This window comes from Janthinobacterium sp. BJB446, from assembly GCF_002735655.1.
Taxonomy (GTDB): Bacteria; Pseudomonadota; Gammaproteobacteria; order Burkholderiales; family Burkholderiaceae_D; genus Janthinobacterium; species Janthinobacterium lividum.
The window spans coordinates 2,457,964-2,473,529 of sequence record NZ_PDZK01000001.1; the positions used below are offsets into that span (position 1 = coordinate 2,457,964).

At 63.3% G+C, this 15,566-nt stretch carries 17 protein-coding genes; 5 read left to right on the forward strand and 12 right to left on the reverse strand.

What is annotated here, in order from left to right; translation table 11 throughout:
- Nucleotides 1-37: 37 nt before the first annotated feature.
- The 4 genes from CSQ92_RS10820 to CSQ92_RS29045 form a co-directional block, all read right to left on the reverse strand.
- Complete coding sequence (locus CSQ92_RS10820) at nt 38-3,238, reverse strand: efflux RND transporter permease subunit (protein WP_092605785.1); 3,201 nt, start codon at nt 3,236-3,238, stop codon at nt 38-40.
- A 2-nt stretch (nt 3,239-3,240) separates the two neighbouring features.
- Nucleotides 3,241-4,485, reverse strand: a complete 1,245-nt coding sequence (locus tag CSQ92_RS10825; RefSeq protein ID WP_034783118.1) for an efflux RND transporter periplasmic adaptor subunit — start codon at nt 4,483-4,485, stop codon at nt 3,241-3,243.
- Nucleotides 4,486-4,756: 271 nt separating this feature from the next.
- Nucleotides 4,757-5,617: an alpha/beta hydrolase gene (locus tag CSQ92_RS10830; protein WP_052140188.1), complete on the reverse strand. Its 861-nt coding sequence runs from the start codon at nt 5,615-5,617 to the stop codon at nt 4,757-4,759.
- The gene (locus CSQ92_RS29045) at nt 5,614-5,784 is read right to left on the reverse strand and encodes a hypothetical protein (protein WP_161784164.1); all 171 of its coding nucleotides are present in this window, start codon (nt 5,782-5,784) and stop codon (nt 5,614-5,616) included. The genes CSQ92_RS10830 and CSQ92_RS29045 overlap by 4 nt, the downstream gene beginning before the upstream one ends.
- A gap of 189 nt (nt 5,785-5,973) precedes the next feature.
- Here CSQ92_RS29045 and CSQ92_RS10835 point away from each other — a divergent pair, with 189 nt between their 5' ends.
- The 3 genes from CSQ92_RS10835 to CSQ92_RS10845 are packed head-to-tail and all read left to right on the forward strand — an operon-like array spanning nt 5,974 to nt 8,365.
- Nucleotides 5,974-6,936 carry a LysR family transcriptional regulator gene (locus CSQ92_RS10835; protein ID WP_034783117.1) on the forward strand — a complete coding sequence of 321 codons (963 nt, stop codon included), beginning with the start codon at nt 5,974-5,976 and terminating at the stop codon, nt 6,934-6,936.
- Nucleotides 6,933-7,910 carry a D-2-hydroxyacid dehydrogenase gene (locus CSQ92_RS10840; protein WP_099394107.1) on the forward strand — a complete coding sequence of 326 codons (978 nt, stop codon included), beginning with the start codon at nt 6,933-6,935 and terminating at the stop codon, nt 7,908-7,910. The genes CSQ92_RS10835 and CSQ92_RS10840 overlap by 4 nt, the downstream gene beginning before the upstream one ends.
- Complete coding sequence (locus CSQ92_RS10845; RefSeq protein ID WP_099394108.1) at nt 7,907-8,365, forward strand: hypothetical protein; 459 nt, start codon at nt 7,907-7,909, stop codon at nt 8,363-8,365. Before CSQ92_RS10840 ends, CSQ92_RS10845 begins: the two co-directional genes overlap by 4 nt.
- A 3-nt stretch (nt 8,366-8,368) precedes the next feature.
- Here the strand turns inward: CSQ92_RS10845 and CSQ92_RS10850 are convergent, their stop codons facing one another.
- The 8 genes from CSQ92_RS10850 to CSQ92_RS10885 form a co-directional block, all read right to left on the reverse strand.
- A complete protein-coding gene (locus CSQ92_RS10850; protein ID WP_257219186.1) occupies nt 8,369-8,881 on the reverse strand; it encodes a DUF1993 domain-containing protein in 513 nt (170 codons plus the stop codon).
- Entirely contained in the window at nt 8,878-9,366 is a 489-nt protein-coding gene (locus CSQ92_RS10855) for a hypothetical protein (RefSeq protein WP_143450342.1), read from the reverse strand. The genes CSQ92_RS10850 and CSQ92_RS10855 overlap by 4 nt, the downstream gene beginning before the upstream one ends.
- A gap of 65 nt (nt 9,367-9,431) precedes the next feature.
- Nucleotides 9,432-10,307, reverse strand: a complete 876-nt coding sequence (locus CSQ92_RS10860) for an extracellular catalytic domain type 1 short-chain-length polyhydroxyalkanoate depolymerase (RefSeq protein ID WP_099394110.1) — start codon at nt 10,305-10,307, stop codon at nt 9,432-9,434.
- A 76-nt stretch (nt 10,308-10,383) separates the two neighbouring features.
- Nucleotides 10,384-11,607: a sensor histidine kinase gene (locus CSQ92_RS10865; RefSeq protein WP_099394111.1), complete on the reverse strand. Its 1,224-nt coding sequence runs from the start codon at nt 11,605-11,607 to the stop codon at nt 10,384-10,386.
- The gene (locus CSQ92_RS10870) at nt 11,604-12,305 is read right to left on the reverse strand and encodes a response regulator transcription factor (RefSeq protein ID WP_099394112.1); all 702 of its coding nucleotides are present in this window, start codon (nt 12,303-12,305) and stop codon (nt 11,604-11,606) included. Before CSQ92_RS10870 ends, CSQ92_RS10865 begins: the two co-directional genes overlap by 4 nt.
- The gene (locus CSQ92_RS10875) at nt 12,302-12,841 is read right to left on the reverse strand and encodes a GNAT family N-acetyltransferase (protein WP_099394113.1); all 540 of its coding nucleotides are present in this window, start codon (nt 12,839-12,841) and stop codon (nt 12,302-12,304) included. Before CSQ92_RS10875 ends, CSQ92_RS10870 begins: the two co-directional genes overlap by 4 nt.
- Before the next feature lie 15 nt (nt 12,842-12,856).
- Nucleotides 12,857-13,204: an SMI1/KNR4 family protein gene (locus CSQ92_RS10880; protein WP_180276990.1), complete on the reverse strand. Its 348-nt coding sequence runs from the start codon at nt 13,202-13,204 to the stop codon at nt 12,857-12,859.
- On the reverse strand, nt 13,201-13,764 hold the full coding sequence (locus tag CSQ92_RS10885; RefSeq protein ID WP_099394115.1) for a GNAT family N-acetyltransferase: 564 nt from the start codon (nt 13,762-13,764) through the stop codon (nt 13,201-13,203). The genes CSQ92_RS10880 and CSQ92_RS10885 overlap by 4 nt, the downstream gene beginning before the upstream one ends.
- Before the next feature lie 179 nt (nt 13,765-13,943).
- Here CSQ92_RS10885 and CSQ92_RS10890 point away from each other — a divergent pair, with 179 nt between their 5' ends.
- Both CSQ92_RS10890 and CSQ92_RS10895 read left to right on the forward strand, forming a co-directional pair.
- Nucleotides 13,944-14,711, forward strand: coding sequence for a CPBP family intramembrane glutamic endopeptidase (locus CSQ92_RS10890; protein ID WP_099394116.1), 768 nt, complete (start codon nt 13,944-13,946; stop codon nt 14,709-14,711).
- Nucleotides 14,712-14,752: 41 nt separating this feature from the next.
- Nucleotides 14,753-15,421, forward strand: a complete 669-nt coding sequence (locus CSQ92_RS10895) for a hypothetical protein (protein ID WP_099394117.1) — start codon at nt 14,753-14,755, stop codon at nt 15,419-15,421.
- Nucleotides 15,422-15,566 lie beyond the last annotated feature (145 nt).

A 15,566-nucleotide genomic window follows, 5' to 3' on the forward strand; every position in this document is an offset into this window, starting at 1 on the left:
AGCACGGGCTTGACGCGCCAGATGATTTCCTTGGTTTTCAATATATATCTCCTTCCAGGTTCAATGCTGGCGCGGCGGCAGGCTTGGCGGCAGCATCGGCTGGTTTTTTCTCAAAACGCTGCGCCAGGGTGCGCAGCAATACATAGAACACGGGCGTCAGGAACAGGCCGAAGAAGGTCACGCCCAGCATGCCGGCGAACACCGCCACGCCCATGGCATGGCGCATTTCCGAACCGGCGCCGTGCGAGAATACGAGGGGCACCACGCCCATGATGAAGGCGATCGACGTCATCAGGATCGGACGCAGACGCAGGCGGCACGCTTCCAGCGCCGCTTGCACGACGGTGCGGCCATGCTCTTCCAGTTCGCGGGCAAATTCCACGATCAGAATCGCATTCTTCGACGCCAGCCCCACCAGCACGAACAGCGCGATCTGGGTGAACACATTGTTGTCGCCGCCGGTCAATTTGACGCCCAGCAAGGCACACAGGATCGACATCGGCACGATCAGGATCACGGCCAGCGGCAGGGTCCAGCTTTCGTACTGGGCGGCCAGCACGAGGAACACCAGCAGCACGCACAGCGGGAAGACGTAGATCATCGTATTGCCGGACAAGATGTCCTGGTAGGTCAGCTCCGTCCATTCATACGAAATCCCCTGCGGCAGCACTTCCTTGGCGATGCGTTCCAGCGCGGCTTGCGCCTGGCCGCTCGACACGCCAGGGGCGGCGCCGCCATTGAAATCGGCTGCGGCATACGCGTTGTAGCGCTGCACGCGGTCCGGACCATAGCTATCCTTGACGCGCATCAACGACGACAGCGGGATCATTTCGCCTTTGTCATTGCGTACCTTCAGCTGCGCGATATCCTGGGCATGCGAACGGAACGCGGCATCGGCTTGCACGCGCACCTGGTAGGTGCGGCCAAACTGGTTGAAGTCGTTCACGTACAGCGAACCGAGGTTGATCTGCAAGGTCTGGTAAATCGTTTGCAGCTGCACGCCCATCTGCTTGGCTTTCACGCGGTCGACGTCGGCGAACAGCTGCGGCACGTTGATCTGGTAGCCCGAGAACACGCCCGCCAGTTCCGGCGTCTGGTACGCCTTGGCGGCCAGTGCCTGGGTGGCGTTGTACAACGCGTCGTAACCGAGGTTGCCGCGGTCTTCGATCATCATCTTGAAGCCGCCGATGGTGCCGAGGCCGTTGACCGGCGGTGGCGGGAAGACCATGATGAAAGCGTCCTGGATGCCGCCCAGGCGCTTGTTGATCTCGGCCGCGATGGCGCCGCCCGACAGTTCCTTGCTGCTGCGTTCGTCGAACGGCTTCAGAGTGGCGAAGACGATACCGGCGTTCGGCGCATTGGTGAAGTCGTTGATCGACAGGCCGGGGAAGGCGATGGTCGATTCGACGCCAGGCACCGACTTGATGACGTCGGACATGCGGCGCACGACATCTTCCGTGCGGTCCAGCGAAGCGGCGTCAGGCAATTGCGCAAAGCCCACCAGGTATTGCTTGTCCTGCGCCGGCACGAAGCCGGCCGGCACGGACTTGAAGGTGAAGATGGCGGCAACGACCAGCAGCGCATACACGCCCAGCGAAGCGCTCTTGCGGCCCAACACGCCTTTCACGCCCGCTTCATAGCGGTGCGAAGCGCGGCCGAAGAAGCGGTTGAACCAGGCGAAGAAGCGGCCGAAGACCATGTCCATGCCGCGCGTCAGCGCGTCTTTCGGCGCATCGTGCGGTTTCAGCAGCGCGGCCGACAGGGCTGGCGCCAGGGTCAGCGAGCTGAAAGCGGAGATCACGGTCGAAATGGCGATGGTCAGCGCGAACTGGCGATAGAACTCGCCCGACAGGCCAGGCACGAAGGCGATCGGCACGAACACGGCGCACAGCACCAGGGCGATGGCGACGATAGGACCGCTCACCTCTTTCATGGCCTGGATGGTGGCATCGCGCGGCGACAAGCCTTCCTCGATGTTGCGCTCGACGTTTTCCACCACCACGATGGCATCATCGACGACGATACCGATGGCCAGCACGAGGCCGAACAGCGACAGCGTGTTGATCGAGAAGCCAAAGCCCAGCATCACGGCAAAGGTTCCGACGATGGAGACGGGTACGGCCAGCAGCGGAATGATCGATGCGCGCCAGGTTTGCAGGAAGATGATCACCACCAGCACCACCAGGGCGATGGCTTCCAGCAGGGTATGGATCACGGCTTCGATGGACGAGCGCACGAACTGTGTGGGGTCGTACTCAATGCGGTATTCCACGCCTTGCGGGAAGTCTTTTTTCAGTTCGTCCATCTTGGCGCGCACGTCGGAAGACAGCTGCAGCGCGTTGGCATTCGGGGCTTCGAAAATACCCATGCCGACGGCCGGATTATTGTTCAGCAGCGAACGCAGCGAGTAGCTGTTGGCGCCCATTTCCACGCGCGCCACGTCCTTCAGGTGCGTCACGGCGCCGTCGGCATTGGTGCGCACGATGATGGCGCCGAATTCCTCGGGCGTCTGCAGACGGCCCTGGGTATTGACGGTCAGCTGGAAGTCCGAGTTCTTCGCCGGCGAAGCGCCGATGACACCTGCAGCCACCTGCACGTTCTGCTCGCGGATGGCGTCGACGACGTCATTGGCCGTCATGCCGCGCGCCGCCACCTTTTGCGGGTCGAGCCAGATGCGCATGGCGTAGTCGCCGGCGCCGAAGATCTGGATGTCGCCCATGCCGGGCAGACGTGCCAGCTGGTCCTTGACGTTCAGCACCGCGTAGTTACGCAGATACATGTCGTCATAGCGCTTGTTCGGCGAAACCAGATGCACGACCATGGTCAGATTGGGCGACGATTTGACGGTCGTCACGCCGATCTGGCGCACTTCCTCGGGCAGGCGCGGCAAGGCGCGCTGCACGCGGTTCTGCACCTGCGTCTCGGCCTGCTCGACGTTGGTGCCGATCTTGAAGGTCACGGTCAGCATCATCGCGCCATCGGACGTGTTTTGCGAGGACATGTAGAGCATGTTCTCGACGCCGTTGATCTGCTCTTCGAGCGGCGCGGCCACGGTTTCGGCGATCACTTTCGGGTTGGCGCCCGGGTATTGCGCGCGCACCACCACGGATGGCGGCACGACGTCGGGATATTCGGAGATGGGCAGACCGAAAATCGACAGCAGCCCGGCCACGAATATGACGATCGACAGCACCGCCGCGAAAATCGGCTTGTCGATGAAAAAGCGGGAAAAATTCATGTTTATTCCTTGGAGGTCGATGCTGCTTTCGCGGCGATCTTGGCGTCTTTTACTTCAGGTTTTGCGGGAGCGGCAGGCGCGGTCGGGTCGAAGTCCATGGCCACCATCTGCGGCGTCACCGGGGCGCCGGGGCGCACGCGCTGCAAGCCGTTGACGACGATCTTCTCGCCCGCCTTCAAGCCTTCGCGCACCACGCGCAAGCCATCCGAAGCCGGGCCCAGCTTGACGGCGCGGTATTCGGCCTTGTTGTCGGCGCCCACCACGTACACGTATTTGCGGCTCTGGTCCGTACCGACGGCGCGGTCGCTGATCAACAGCGCCGTGCTTTGCGCCTGCGGGCCGTTGCCGCCGTCAAGCTGGATGCGCGCGAACAGTCCCGGCACCAGCTGGCGCTCGGCGTTGGCGAAGGTGGCGCGCATGCGCACGCTGCCCGTGGCCGGATCGAGCTGGTTGTCGACGAATTCCAGCTTGCCTTCGTGCGGGAAGCCCGTTTCGTTGGCCAGGCCTACCTTGACGGTGACGGGCGTGCCTTTTTGCGCCGTGCCGGCCACGCGCAGGTAGGTATCTTCATCGCCGTCGAAGCTGGCGTAGATGCGGTCCGTCGACACCACGGAAGTGAGGATGGCGGAAGCGTCGATCAGGTTGCCGACGGTGATTTCCGCCTTGCTGACGCGGCCGCTGATCGGCGCTTGCACCTGCGTGTACGACAGGTTCAGCCTGGCCGCTTCATACGCGGCTTGCGCCGAGCGGGCGTTCGCGTCCAGCTCTTTCAAGCCCGACGCTTTTTCATCGAATTCGCGCTGGGCGATGGCTTTTTCGGCCAGCAGCTTTTCAGCACGCGACAGTTCCAGCTTGGCCAGTTCCGCCTTGGCGCGGGCCGAAGCGGCCGTGCCTTCGGCGCGCGAGACTTCAGCCTGGAATGGGCGCGGATCGATGACGAACAGCACGTCGCCCTTTTTCACTTCGCTGCCGGGCTTGAAATTGACGGCCGTGATGAAGCCGCCGACCCGCGAGCGGATTTCCACGCGCTCGATCGCTTCCAGGCGGCCCGAGAATTCCTGTGTTTCCGTGATCTGTTTTTCAACGACGGCGGCGGCCGAGATGGGCGGGCCGCCGGCCGCTGGCGCGTCGGGCACCTTGCTGTTGGCCGAATCGCAGCCAGCCAGGCTCACGGCCACCAGTCCTGCCAGCGCGAGCGAGGCAGCCAGGGGCTTCAGCAGAGTGGAAAATTGTTGAACGTTTTTCATTTTATTTCCCTGTTTTATGAAAATTTCTAATGGTATGGGCGGCAGGAAGCAACCCAACTGAAAAAGTGAATGGTGGTGCCATGGCGCCCGACGGCGCTCGATCAAAGGTAAACAGGCCGCCAGCTGCTTAAAAGCGGACGGGGACGACGAAGCTGGCTGTGCGAACGCACAACTCAGGCATGAAGGGAACTACACTGCGTAGTGTAGCAACCAAAACTCAAAAAGTAAACTGATTAGTGTAAGTTTTTTTGCGGTGCCGCGGATGGCGGCGTCATGACTCGGGCTCCTGCCCCAGTCCGGCGACGAAACTGCTAATTTCGCTCAATACCTGCACCTTGCAAGCGCACTCATTGCGGGCGGTGGCGTCCTGCAGCGGCGCGGCGGCCATGCGCCGCACGGTGGTCTTGATGCCGCAGGCGATCAATTTGCTGCCGTATTGTTCAGCCTCGTCGCGCAATGGGTCGTCTTCGCTGGACAGGATGAGCGCCGGCGGCAGGTTCTTCAGGCGGCTCGACTGCAATGGCGACGCATACGGATGGGTACGGTCAGCGGCATTCGGCAGGTAGCCGCGGTAGGCGGCGGCGCATTGATCGGCCACTTCCGCCAGGTCGGGACAGGTCGGCAAGTTGCGCATCGAGCAGGTCGACAGGCCGGGATCGAGCATGGGCATGATCAGCACCTGGCCTGCGAGGGGCGGTCCGCCCCGGTCGCGCGACATCATGGCGCATACGGCAGCCAGGTTGGCGCCCGCTTCGATGCCCGACACCACCATCTGCTTGCCCGTCCAGCCCAGCTTGGACTTGTTCTTTTTTGCCCACAGCAGCACGGCATGCGCGTCTTCCACGGCGGCGGGGAATGGCCGCACACGGGCCAGGGTGTAGTTCGCGGCCAGCACCACGTGGTCGGGGTTGCTCAGCACGAGGCAGCGCAGGAAGTCGTCCGCATCGTCCAGGTCGCCGTCGACAAAGCCGCCGCCATGGAAGAAAACCATCAGGTTCGGCTGCCTGGCGCCCGGCACGCCCGCCGTGTAGACGCGCGCGCCGAGCGCATCCTGCGCGCCCTGCACCTGGATGTCGCGTATCTTCAGCGCCTGGCCAGGCGCCAGTTCGGCCGCGGTGTCGGCAAAGCTCATTGCGCCACCACCGGCTGCACCGCAACATCGAGCACCGTGTCGTTCAGGCACAACAGGGCGGCACCGCCCACTTCATGGGTCAGGGCGCTATAACCGCTGGCTTCGCTTTGCGCCGCCATCGAGTATGCATCCGTCGATACCATCGCGGCCAGAGCGAGCGAGCTCATAGCGAGAGCAAGCACTGCAAAGATTCCATTCCGATGACCCATGATTTTTCTCCTGTGAACTTCCTGCGGCAATCATCTTATGCTGCAGTACAACAACTATAGACTTGATCTACAATCTGATAAAGAGTGCAATGACGAATTGATTGTTCAGGATTCTGAATAATCACGCATAAAGTGATAGGAATTCAAGTGAACAAGCTGCAAGCCATGGAAGTTTTCATCCAAGTCGTCGATGCGGGCGGCTTTACGCGCGCGGCGGAAAACATGCAGCTGCCAAAAGCCACCGTGTCGACCCTGATCCAGTCGCTGGAAGCAAGCCTGTCGGTTAAGTTGCTCAACCGCACTACGCGCCATGTCAGCATCACGTCCGACGGCGCCGCCTATTACGAACGCTGCGTGCGCATCCTGTCGGACGTGCGCGAGGCCGAGGAATCGCTATCGCGCACGCGCCTGAGTCCCAGCGGACGCCTGCGCGTGGATGCGCCCACGGCCCTGGCCAGCGAACTGATCATACCAGCCCTGCCCGACTTCTTTGCCCGCTACCCGGACATCTCGCTGGAGCTGGGCTGCAGCGACCGTCCCGTCGACCTGATCGAGGAAGGCGTCGATTGCGCCGTGCGCGGCGGCGAATTGGGCGACCTGAACCTGATCGCGCGCCGGGTCGGCGTGCTGCACTTCATGACGTGCGCCTCGCCCGGCTACCTGGCGCAGCACGGCACGCCGCTGCATCCGGACGACCTGGCACAGCACCGGGGTGTGAATTTTTTCTCCGCCAAGACAGGCAAAACGTTTGATTGGGATTTCACGCGCGCCGGCGAACGCATCCAGATCGCCATGCCCAGCCATATCGCCCTGAACGATTCGAACGCCTACACGGCCGCCGGCCTGGCGGGCCTGGGCATCGTGCAAATGACGCACTTCATGCTTGCGCCCCTGATAGAACAGGGCAAAATGGTGGAATTGCTCGGCGAATGGGAATCCGACCCGTTGCCCATCCACGTGATCTATCCGCCCAACCGCCATCTGTCCGCCAAGGTGCGCGTGTTTGTCGAATGGGTCGCCGACATGTTTACCAACCACCCGGCCACGCAGCTCAAGGGCAAGAGCAGTCCCGCGAGCGCGCGCGCCAACCTGACCGAGGTCCAGCCATGACAACAGCAAGCACATCGCCGCAGCCGCACCGCATCGTCTTTCTCGACCGCGACAGCCTGATCGCTACCGTGCGCCCGCCCGCCTTTGCGCACGGCTGGGAAGAGTATCCGCACACCAAGGGCAGCGAACAGACGGTGTCTCGCCTGCAAGGCGCCAGCATCGCCATCACCAACAAGGTGCCGCTGCGCGCGGCCGAGCTGGCGCAGCTGCCGGATCTGAAGATGATCGCCGTGGCCGCTACCGGCACGGACATCCTCGACCTGGCCGCCTGCCGCGAGCGGGGCATCGTCGTGGCGAATATCCGCGACTATGCGCGCGCCACCGTGCCCGAGCATACCTTGGCCCTGATGCTGGCCCTTCGCCGCCAGCTGTTTGCCTACCGCGCCGATGTGGAAGCTGGCCTGTGGCAGGCATCGGACCGCTTCTGCCTGTTCGGCCACCCGATCCGCGACCTGGCCGGCAGCCGCCTGGGTTTGCTCGGTTATGGCGCGCTGGGCAAGTCCGTGGCGCAGCTGGGCCGCGCCTTCGGCATGCAGGTGCAGGTACACAACCGCTCCCCTGTCGATGAGGACGGCGTGACGCAAGTGGGCTTCGACAAATTGCTGGCCACCTCCGATGTGCTCAGCCTGCACCTGCCGTTGACGGACAAGACGCGCAACATCATCGGTGCGGCAGAGCTGGCGCGCATGCAGCCCACATCCCTCCTGATCAACACGGCGCGGGGCGGCCTCGTCGATGAAGCGGCGCTGGCCGAGGCATTGACGAACGGCGTGATCGCCGGCGCCGGCTTCGACGTATTATCCAAGGAGCCGCCGCTGCCGGACAACCCGCTGCTCAATTTGCGCCTGCCCAACTTCATCCTCACGCCGCACACGGCCTGGGCCAGCGGAGAGGCCATGCAAAAGCTGGCCGACATCTTGATCGGCAACGTGGAAGCGTTCGAGCGCGGCGCGCCCACGAACGTGGTGGCATGAGCGTATTGCACGAACTCGATGAGCTGCTGGGCATGGACAGCGGCGAGTATGACCGCCTCGACCTGTTTCAGGAGGCGGCTGAGCTGATCGGACAACTGCGGTCGGCCGACGTGCCTGCACTGCTGGCCTTGTGGCCGCAGCGCAGCCTGTGCTGGCAGCAGCGCTACACGCAAGCGAGCACCAGCATCGACACCGCCGTGCTGCGCGCCCTGCTGGCAGGTTTGCTGCAGATCAAGGAAACCACCCACGGCGTGTTCGAGCTGATGGTGCGCCTGCCGCCCGTGGCCGACGCCTCTGCGCTCAGCGAAGCCTTGCTCGATTACGCCGAGCAAGCCTGGCATGCGCAGGGGCCGGCCCGGCACCGGCAAATCCAGATGAGCTGCTGGAGCTGCGGGCTGTCGGGCCGGCTGTTGCGGCGGCTGGGGCTGGCATCGTGGAAGGATGCGGGCTTGTAGGAACTACGGCGCAGCAGGCCGCTCAAAGGAAAAGCCAGGCGCATACGCGTGATAACCATCGAAATCGCCCTTGCCGATGGCCGCGCCGCCACTGCGCGCGATCGCATACGCCATGCTGAAGTGAAAATAGAAATTCGGCAGGATGTACAAATTCAAATATTCGTCGGCGGGCAAGGCGATGTCGGCAAAGCCGGCGCGGTCGCGGCAGATGCGCCCGGGCGGCCCGTCAAAGCGCTCCGGGGGGATGGTCTTGAGGTAGCGCATGGTGTGCGCGATCTGCTCCTGCAGACTGGCGGCGGCGCTGAAATCGGCCACTTCCAGCCCCGCCAGCGGACAGCAGCCGCGCAGGGAAAAGCTCACGGCCGCGCGCACTTGCTGGGCGAACGGCAGCATATCCGGGTGCAAACGCGCCGCCAGCATATGCGGCTCGGTGCCGGTCTTGTCGAGCATGGCGGAGAGCTGCGCCAGCGAGCGGCAAAAGATGGTGGCGGGATTGATGTGCATCGCGTCCGTCATGACAAGCCTTCCTGCGCGGCGACCTTCTTCAGCACGCGGATCAGCCGGCGTTCATGGCGGCCCACGGCATCCCAGTGCCAGGCGTCGGTCGGACCGAATTCCGGGTAATGCGGCTGCCATTTTTCCGCGCGCTTCTGCGAATTGGCGCCCACATGCGACGCCAGTCCCTTGCCGCTGGACAGGCGCAGGTACACGCGGATGAGGCCCCAGCCTTCGCAAACGTAGCGGTAGGTGAGGCCATCGCACTTGGCCGGGTCGAGCGCGATACGGCGCGGGGCAAACTGCCCACCCATGTCCGGGTAATGCACGGCCAGGAGCACCTCGCTGGCGCCTTCGGCCTCCAGCCTGGCCGCATACGCGCACAGCTCGGCCGGCGAATGAAAGTGCAGCGTTTCCTGTTCCGCCTCCGAATACGCCTGCGCCACGGCCGCGCCGGGCTTGGCGAAGATCGCCTCGGCCATGGCCGCGATACCTGCTTCTGACATTGCCACCATGCTCCCCTTAAGTTGCCGCATAGCACTGCAGCGATGGCCGCCATCCTAGCATGGCGTCAGCGGCGATGGCGGCTGAAAAATTCCCACATGACTTCATTCGCATCGATGGCGCGCGTGGTCTTGCCGATGGGCAGGCCGATATTGAAGGCATCGGCGCCCGGCCAGGTGTGGCCGCCGTCCTTGACGGTGAGCAAAGCCACCTGCTGCGCGCCATTGCCCTGCGCCACATGCGTCACTTGCGTATCGTCACCTGCCACGGTGGGTAGCAGGCGCGCCGGTGGCGTGGCGCCTACGATGCCATTGTGCCTGCGCCAGTAATCGAACGTGCCTGCTGCCGACAGGTAGCTGGCAGCCTTGCCTTCATGCAGCACGACCTTGTCGGCCGTCCCCTGTATCAACAGCATGCCGACCTTGTCCGTCTTTTTATGATGCTGCAGCACGGGTTCCGGCATCGGCGCCCCCACCGAGGCGACGGCGGCGAAGTGCTGCGGCAACTCGGCCGCCAGGCGCAGGGCAAAGAAGCCGCCGCGCGACAAGCCCGTGGCATACACGCGCTTCTCATCGATGCGGTGAGTCTGCTTGAGCTTGGCCAGCATGGCTTGCGTAAAGCCGACATCATCCGTGCCCGCCAGGTAATCCATGCCGAAGCCCACGTTCCAGTCCTGCTTGATACCTTGCGGGTACACAACGATGAACTGGTGCCGTTCGGCCGTCTTGTTCATCTGCGTGTACAGCATCTGCTCGGCCATGCTCATGCCGCCGCCATGGAAATTGAAGACGACGGGAAAGGCTTGCTGCGGCGTACTGTCGTAGGCGGCGGGCGTATAGACGATGTAGCGGCGCTTGTCTTCCTTGTGCTGCAGCGATTGCACCTGCGCCAGCACTGGCGTACACAGGCAGGACAGGATGAACAGGCTGATGGCGATTTTCATGGGCTTCCCTTCAAGTAAAAGAGCAGCCAGCATAAGCAAGGCGAGGTGAAATCGCGGTGAAATCCGGCGACTTCTTTTATGGCGCCTGGACGGGAAGGATGGCGACACGGTATTGCGTCGCGCCGGGGTGGAAAACAATGTCCCATTGCATGGCTTGTGCCAGGCGCAGCAACAGGTTCTGGCCATGCGCGAAACCGTGGATGCGCCGTGGATGCCCCGCCTGCACGGTATTGGCGATGTTCAGGCGGCCTTGCGCAAACGCAATGCTGATGCGGCAGTCGGGGCCGCCATGGAACAGGGCATTCGCCAGGCAATTATTGATGAGCAACATGAGCAGTTGCGGGTTGCCAAGCACCTCCAGCCGCTCAGGCAAGTCCAGGGTCAGCAGGCTGGCATCCCAGCGATGTTCGTCGAGCAGGCGCAGCAGGCATTGCTCGATGCAGGCGCGCAACTCCACCACTACACCCGATAGCTGTTCCGCCCGCGCCAGCGCGAACAGCACGTCGATGGTGGCGCGCATCTCGTCCGTGGATTGCCGCAGCTGCGCCTGCTCCTGCCCGCCCAGGGGCTGCGCATTCGCCAGCGCCAGGGTGTTATGCATCAGGGTGAGCGGCGTGCGCAATTCATGGCTGACGTCGCGGGTGAATGCCTGTTCGCGCCGCAAGACCGACTGCAGTTCGGCAAAAGTGGTTTCCAGGCGGCGCGCCAGGAAACCGATCTCGTCGGGGCGGTCGCGCTCGCTGAAATGGACGGCGCTGCCGGGCGCCAGCTGGCGTGCTTCCTGGGCCAGACGCTGCAAGGGCAGCACGAGGCGCCGCGCAAGCCAGTATGCCAGCAGCAAGGCCAGGGCGATCAGCGCCAGCGCCACGCCAGCCACGACACCACCCACTTCCCGCGCCAGGCGCGACACCACCAGCACGGGCGCCACGTCGGCCAGCAGATAGCAGCGGGCCGGCTTGCCGCCGGCAACGACATCGAGCGCCAAGACATGATAATGCTGGCCCGTCGTGGTAAACACTTCCCCGCGCGGGGCAGACTGCGGCACTTGCGCGCGCACCGCCTGAGGCAAGTCAAGGTAGCTGCCATAAACCGTGATGAGGTCGCTGCCGGAAGGCGTAAGCTTGCCGTGCTGCTGCCAGCGCATGCTGACGGCCGCCGCTTCGCGCTCGAGCAGGCGCTGCACCAGCATGTCTTCCGTCACATACGCGATCACCAGCGCCAGGCCCGTGTAGCACAGGCACAGCAGGACGGCGAAGCCGGCCAGGGCGGCGAACAGGCGCTGCCGGATCGACTTGCTCATGCAGACGCCGCAGCATCGAAGGCCAGGCGGTAGCCCAGCTGCGGTATGGTCACCAGCACGCCCGCCCCGCCAACCAGCTCCAGCTGCTTGCGCAGCGCATAGATGTGCGATTTGAGGGCGTCGCTGTCGGGTGGCTGGCTGCCCCACAGTTGCTGCAGCAAGACCGAGCGCGAGACGGCATGCGGATGTTCGCGGCACAGCAGCAGCAATATCTTGAAACCCGTCTGCGTCAATGGCAGAGGTGCGTCGCCATACAGGGCGCGCCCTGCGCGCGTCTGCAAGGTGAATGGTCCCACGCGTATTTCCTGGTGCACGTGCAACTGCTGCCGGCGCGCCAGCGCTTCGCAGCGCAAAGCCACCTCGCGCAGGTCGAACGGCTTGGTCAGGTAGTCGTCGGCGCCGTCGCGAAAACCGCGCGCCTTGTCTTCATACGCGTCGCGCGCCGTCAGCATCAAAATCGGCACATTGCTGGGAGCGGCTGCCTTGATGGCGCGGCACGCTTGCAAGCCATCCATGTCGGGCAAGTTCAGGTCCAGCAGCACCACGTCATAGCTGTTGCACGTGGCCAATTGCACCGCCAGCGCGCCCGTGCCCGCATGGTCCGTCTGCCAGCGCAAGCCGTCGAGAAAATCGAGCACCTGGCGCGCGATGGCCATGTGGTCTTCCACCAGCAGGATACTCAAGGGTAGCTTGTTCATCGCACGCCGGCAATGCGCGCATACAGCCAGAAATTGCCGGATCTTCCGCGAACTTGCCGGTAACAGCGCAGATAGCCCTCCCGCTCGAAAGCGCAGCGTTCGAGCACGCGGATCGAACGTTCATTGCTTTCCAGCACAGTGGCCTGGATGCGCAGAAAGCCAAGGCGCTGAAAACCCCAATCCACGACAGCGTTCACGACGGACGTGGCCACGCCCTGCCCCCATACAGCTGGGGCCAGGTCGTAGGCGATCTCCGCCGTGCGGTGCTGCGGAGAAATGGCGTTGAAGCCGATCGTGCCCACCAGCTGGCCACCCTCGCGCAGCACGACAGCCAGCCGTATGGACGAAGACGGTTCTGCCGATGCGTAGTCATCGAAATTGGCCTGCAGATCGTCGACGCAATGCAAGTTCCAGCTCGTGTGCTCAACGACGGCAGGGTCGGCCAAGTAGGCATACCAGGCGGGCGCGTCGCTACGTTCCAGCGGGCGCAAGGTCACCAGCGGGTGGCCTGAAGCGGGTAAATCAGCAGCTTTCATCGCCTTGCATCCTTTTTAGTCAAGCGGGCAATCGGCGGCCAGCCAGGATGCGAAATCATCGGCGGCCAGCTCGAAATCATCGCGCTGCATCGAGCCATGCCCCACCAGGTAGACGGCGCGCTCAGCGCCATCGAGCGCCAGCATGACGGCGCGTCCGCCGCTGTCGTCGCCGATGGTCATATAGCCAGGACAGGATTGCTGCGTGTCATAAGTTTCGTTGCGTTCTCGCAAGCTTTCCACGCCGTACAGCAATACCTGCTCGCCGCGCAAGCCTTCTTGCCCGTCCTGCAGAAAGCGCAGGTAGTGCGCCGGCAAGGCGTGGCCCAGCCAGTGCTGGAACGCGTCGATAGCTTGCCCGCTCACGCGGCGCCCTTGCGCCGCGCTTCCCACTCGCGGCGCAGCAAGCCGTACAGGGCCGAGTCGCTGACCTGGCCTCCGACGATCCAGCGTTCGGGCAGAAAACCTTCCTTGTTGAAACCCTGGCGTTCCAGGGCGCTGGCCGAACCGGCGTTGTGCGGGTCGATATCGGCTTCCAGGCGGTTCAGGTCGCGCTCGATGAAGGCAAATTCCAGCAGCGCCGACAGCGCTTCGTGCATATAGCCCTTGCCCCAGTATGGGCGGCCCAGCGCGTAGCCGATCTCGGCGCGGCGGTTCTGGCGGTGCTCGGAAAACAGGCTGCAGCTGCCCAGGTATTCGCCCGTCGCCTTCAGCTCGACGGCGAAGCGGAAGAATTCCTCTTTCTCGAAAGCGGCGATGTCCTCGGCAATCTGGCGCGCGGCGCGGCTGGCATCGGTCCATGGTGGTTCGCTGAAATAGCGCATCACTTCGGGGTCGGAATGCATGGCAAATTGCGCCGCCTCATCCGATGGTTGCGGCTTGCGCAGGATCAATCGTTCAGTGGTGATGGTCTTGCTGTAGGTCATGGCGCTCCAGTCTGGCGGCAAACGGACGAATGCTTATTATTCCATGCAACTATAACGATGTGGCAATTTTGTACGCCTGCTTTTAATGTAGTATGGCAATATTTCCACCATATCATTGATGCAACTTCATGAGCCGCTTATGCACGCAGTAACCGACGCGGCCAACACCGAAGCCAACCATGCCCTTCCCTAGAATCGCTCTCACCATGCCCGTCACCCTCATCGCACTGGCCATCTGGCTGGGCTTGAGCCTGGGCGGCCGCTGGCTGGAAGCGGCCGGCTACGCCTTGCCAGGCGCCGCCGTCACCGGCCGTATCGGCCTATCGTGGGCACTGGCCGCCTTATTCGCGCTGGCGCTGCTGCTGGCCTCAAGCCGGCGCCGCGCGGCGGGCCTGTGCGCGCCGCAGCCATGGAAAACGCTGTGGCTCGTCTGGCCGCCCCTGCTGTATGCGCTGCTGATGCTGTTGCTGGCCTGGGCCGGCGGCTGGCCGCAGCCGCGCGTGCTGCTGATCGTCGCTTGCAATGCGGCGCTGGTGGCCGTCTCGGAAGAGCTGATGTTCCGCGCCATCTTGCTGCAAGGCATGCTGGAGCGCTACGCCGTCTGGCCGGCCGTCCTGATGTCCTCGGCACTGTTCGGTCTGGCCCACACGGCCAACGGCCTGGCCACGGGCGACGTCAGCGGCGCCCTGTGGCAAGCCGTGGCCGCCACCCTGCAGGGCGTCGGCTACGCGGCCATCCGCCTGCGTACCCGCTCCATCTGGCCCATGGTGCTCGTGCATGGACTGTGGGACTACGCGCTGGTGACGGCCACCTTGCCCAACCCGGCCGAAGACGGCGCATCGATCCTGCCATATATCGCCCTGCTGGCCGTGCTGCCCTTGTGCCTGTACGGCGTCTACCTGCTGCGTCCCAGCCAGCGCGCCGCCCTGTCGCAAGCGCAACTATAATATTGCGACACAATTTTCCATCCACTTGCTGAGGAAGCTGCATGGCGTTTTTTTCCCGTGATTACGAAGTATTCCTGCTGCTGGCCGCGCCAGATGCGCCGCCGCTGTGGGATGCGGCGCAATGGATGCCATTTGCCGCCAGCCTCGATGGGCTCATGGCGCAGGCAAGCGCGAGGGGCAAGCCCGGCGTGCGCAGTCATCAATACAATCCCAAGGGCAAGTCGATTCCCTATGGCCGCCTGGGCTGGGACGACAAATCACACGCCAAGTGGACGCATACGCCGGAAACACGCGACGCCCGCTTCATGAGCCTGGAAGCGTGGGCGCCCACCTGGACCGTCTGCGAAAAGGACGACCAGGCGCCCGATGTGTTCCTCGCCCTGGCCAATGAGTCGCTGCTGGGACGAGCAGGCAAGCCCTTGCAATTTGGCCAGCGCCTGGTGTGCGCCATCGCCACGGACATGGGGCCGGAAGCGAGCGCCACCTTGCGGCACTCCTTGACGCAGCTGGCGGCGCAGCAAGACGCCGTCCTCTTCGCCTGCACGCAACGCCAGTGGGGCCGCGCCGCGTACGGCGGTTTCACGGGCGCCATCCAGGATATGCTGATCGGCGGCCTGTTCCAGCCCGACGACCCGCATGCGCGGCCGCTCGATAAAAATAGCTTCAAAGAGCCATGGAATTTTCTTGTGGCGCCCAATATCCATAGCTAAGCAATACGTATACTCGCCCGTTCTTCCCTTCTGAAATTAAAGTATCACATCAAGCAATCTAAAATTTCACAAATAAAATATTTGCCATTTTTCAGTAAAATCATAGGTACTCACCACCACCTTCAAGATTATGATATTTGATAAT

Excerpts from the sequence above, each read along its gene's own strand:
- CSQ92_RS10860 (WP_099394110.1), bottom strand. The coding sequence starts at position 10,307 with ATGAAAATCGCCATCAGCCTGTTCATCCTGTCCTGCCTGTGTACGCCA.
- CSQ92_RS10875 (WP_099394113.1), bottom strand. The coding sequence starts at position 12,841 with ATGAAAGCTGCTGATTTACCCGCTTCAGGCCACCCGCTGGTGACCTTG.
- CSQ92_RS10840 (WP_099394107.1), top strand. The coding sequence starts at position 6,933 with ATGACAACAGCAAGCACATCGCCGCAGCCGCACCGCATCGTCTTTCTC.
- CSQ92_RS10865 (WP_099394111.1), bottom strand. The coding sequence starts at position 11,607 with ATGAGCAAGTCGATCCGGCAGCGCCTGTTCGCCGCCCTGGCCGGCTTC.
- CSQ92_RS10830 (WP_052140188.1), bottom strand. The coding sequence starts at position 5,617 with ATGAGCTTTGCCGACACCGCGGCCGAACTGGCGCCTGGCCAGGCGCTG.
- CSQ92_RS10825 (WP_034783118.1), bottom strand. The coding sequence starts at position 4,485 with ATGAAAAACGTTCAACAATTTTCCACTCTGCTGAAGCCCCTGGCTGCC.
- CSQ92_RS10820 (WP_092605785.1), bottom strand. The coding sequence starts at position 3,238 with ATGAATTTTTCCCGCTTTTTCATCGACAAGCCGATTTTCGCGGCGGTG.
- CSQ92_RS10870 (WP_099394112.1), bottom strand. The coding sequence starts at position 12,305 with ATGAACAAGCTACCCTTGAGTATCCTGCTGGTGGAAGACCACATGGCC.
- CSQ92_RS10855 (WP_143450342.1), bottom strand. The coding sequence starts at position 9,366 with ATGTCAGAAGCAGGTATCGCGGCCATGGCCGAGGCGATCTTCGCCAAG.
- CSQ92_RS10895 (WP_099394117.1), top strand. The coding sequence starts at position 14,753 with ATGGCGTTTTTTTCCCGTGATTACGAAGTATTCCTGCTGCTGGCCGCG.
- CSQ92_RS10845 (WP_099394108.1), top strand. The coding sequence starts at position 7,907 with ATGAGCGTATTGCACGAACTCGATGAGCTGCTGGGCATGGACAGCGGC.
- CSQ92_RS10850 (WP_257219186.1), bottom strand. The coding sequence starts at position 8,881 with ATGACGGACGCGATGCACATCAATCCCGCCACCATCTTTTGCCGCTCG.
- CSQ92_RS10885 (WP_099394115.1), bottom strand. The coding sequence starts at position 13,764 with ATGACCTACAGCAAGACCATCACCACTGAACGATTGATCCTGCGCAAG.
- CSQ92_RS29045 (WP_161784164.1), bottom strand. The coding sequence starts at position 5,784 with ATGAGCTCGCTCGCTCTGGCCGCGATGGTATCGACGGATGCATACTCG.
- CSQ92_RS10890 (WP_099394116.1), top strand. The coding sequence starts at position 13,944 with ATGCCCTTCCCTAGAATCGCTCTCACCATGCCCGTCACCCTCATCGCA.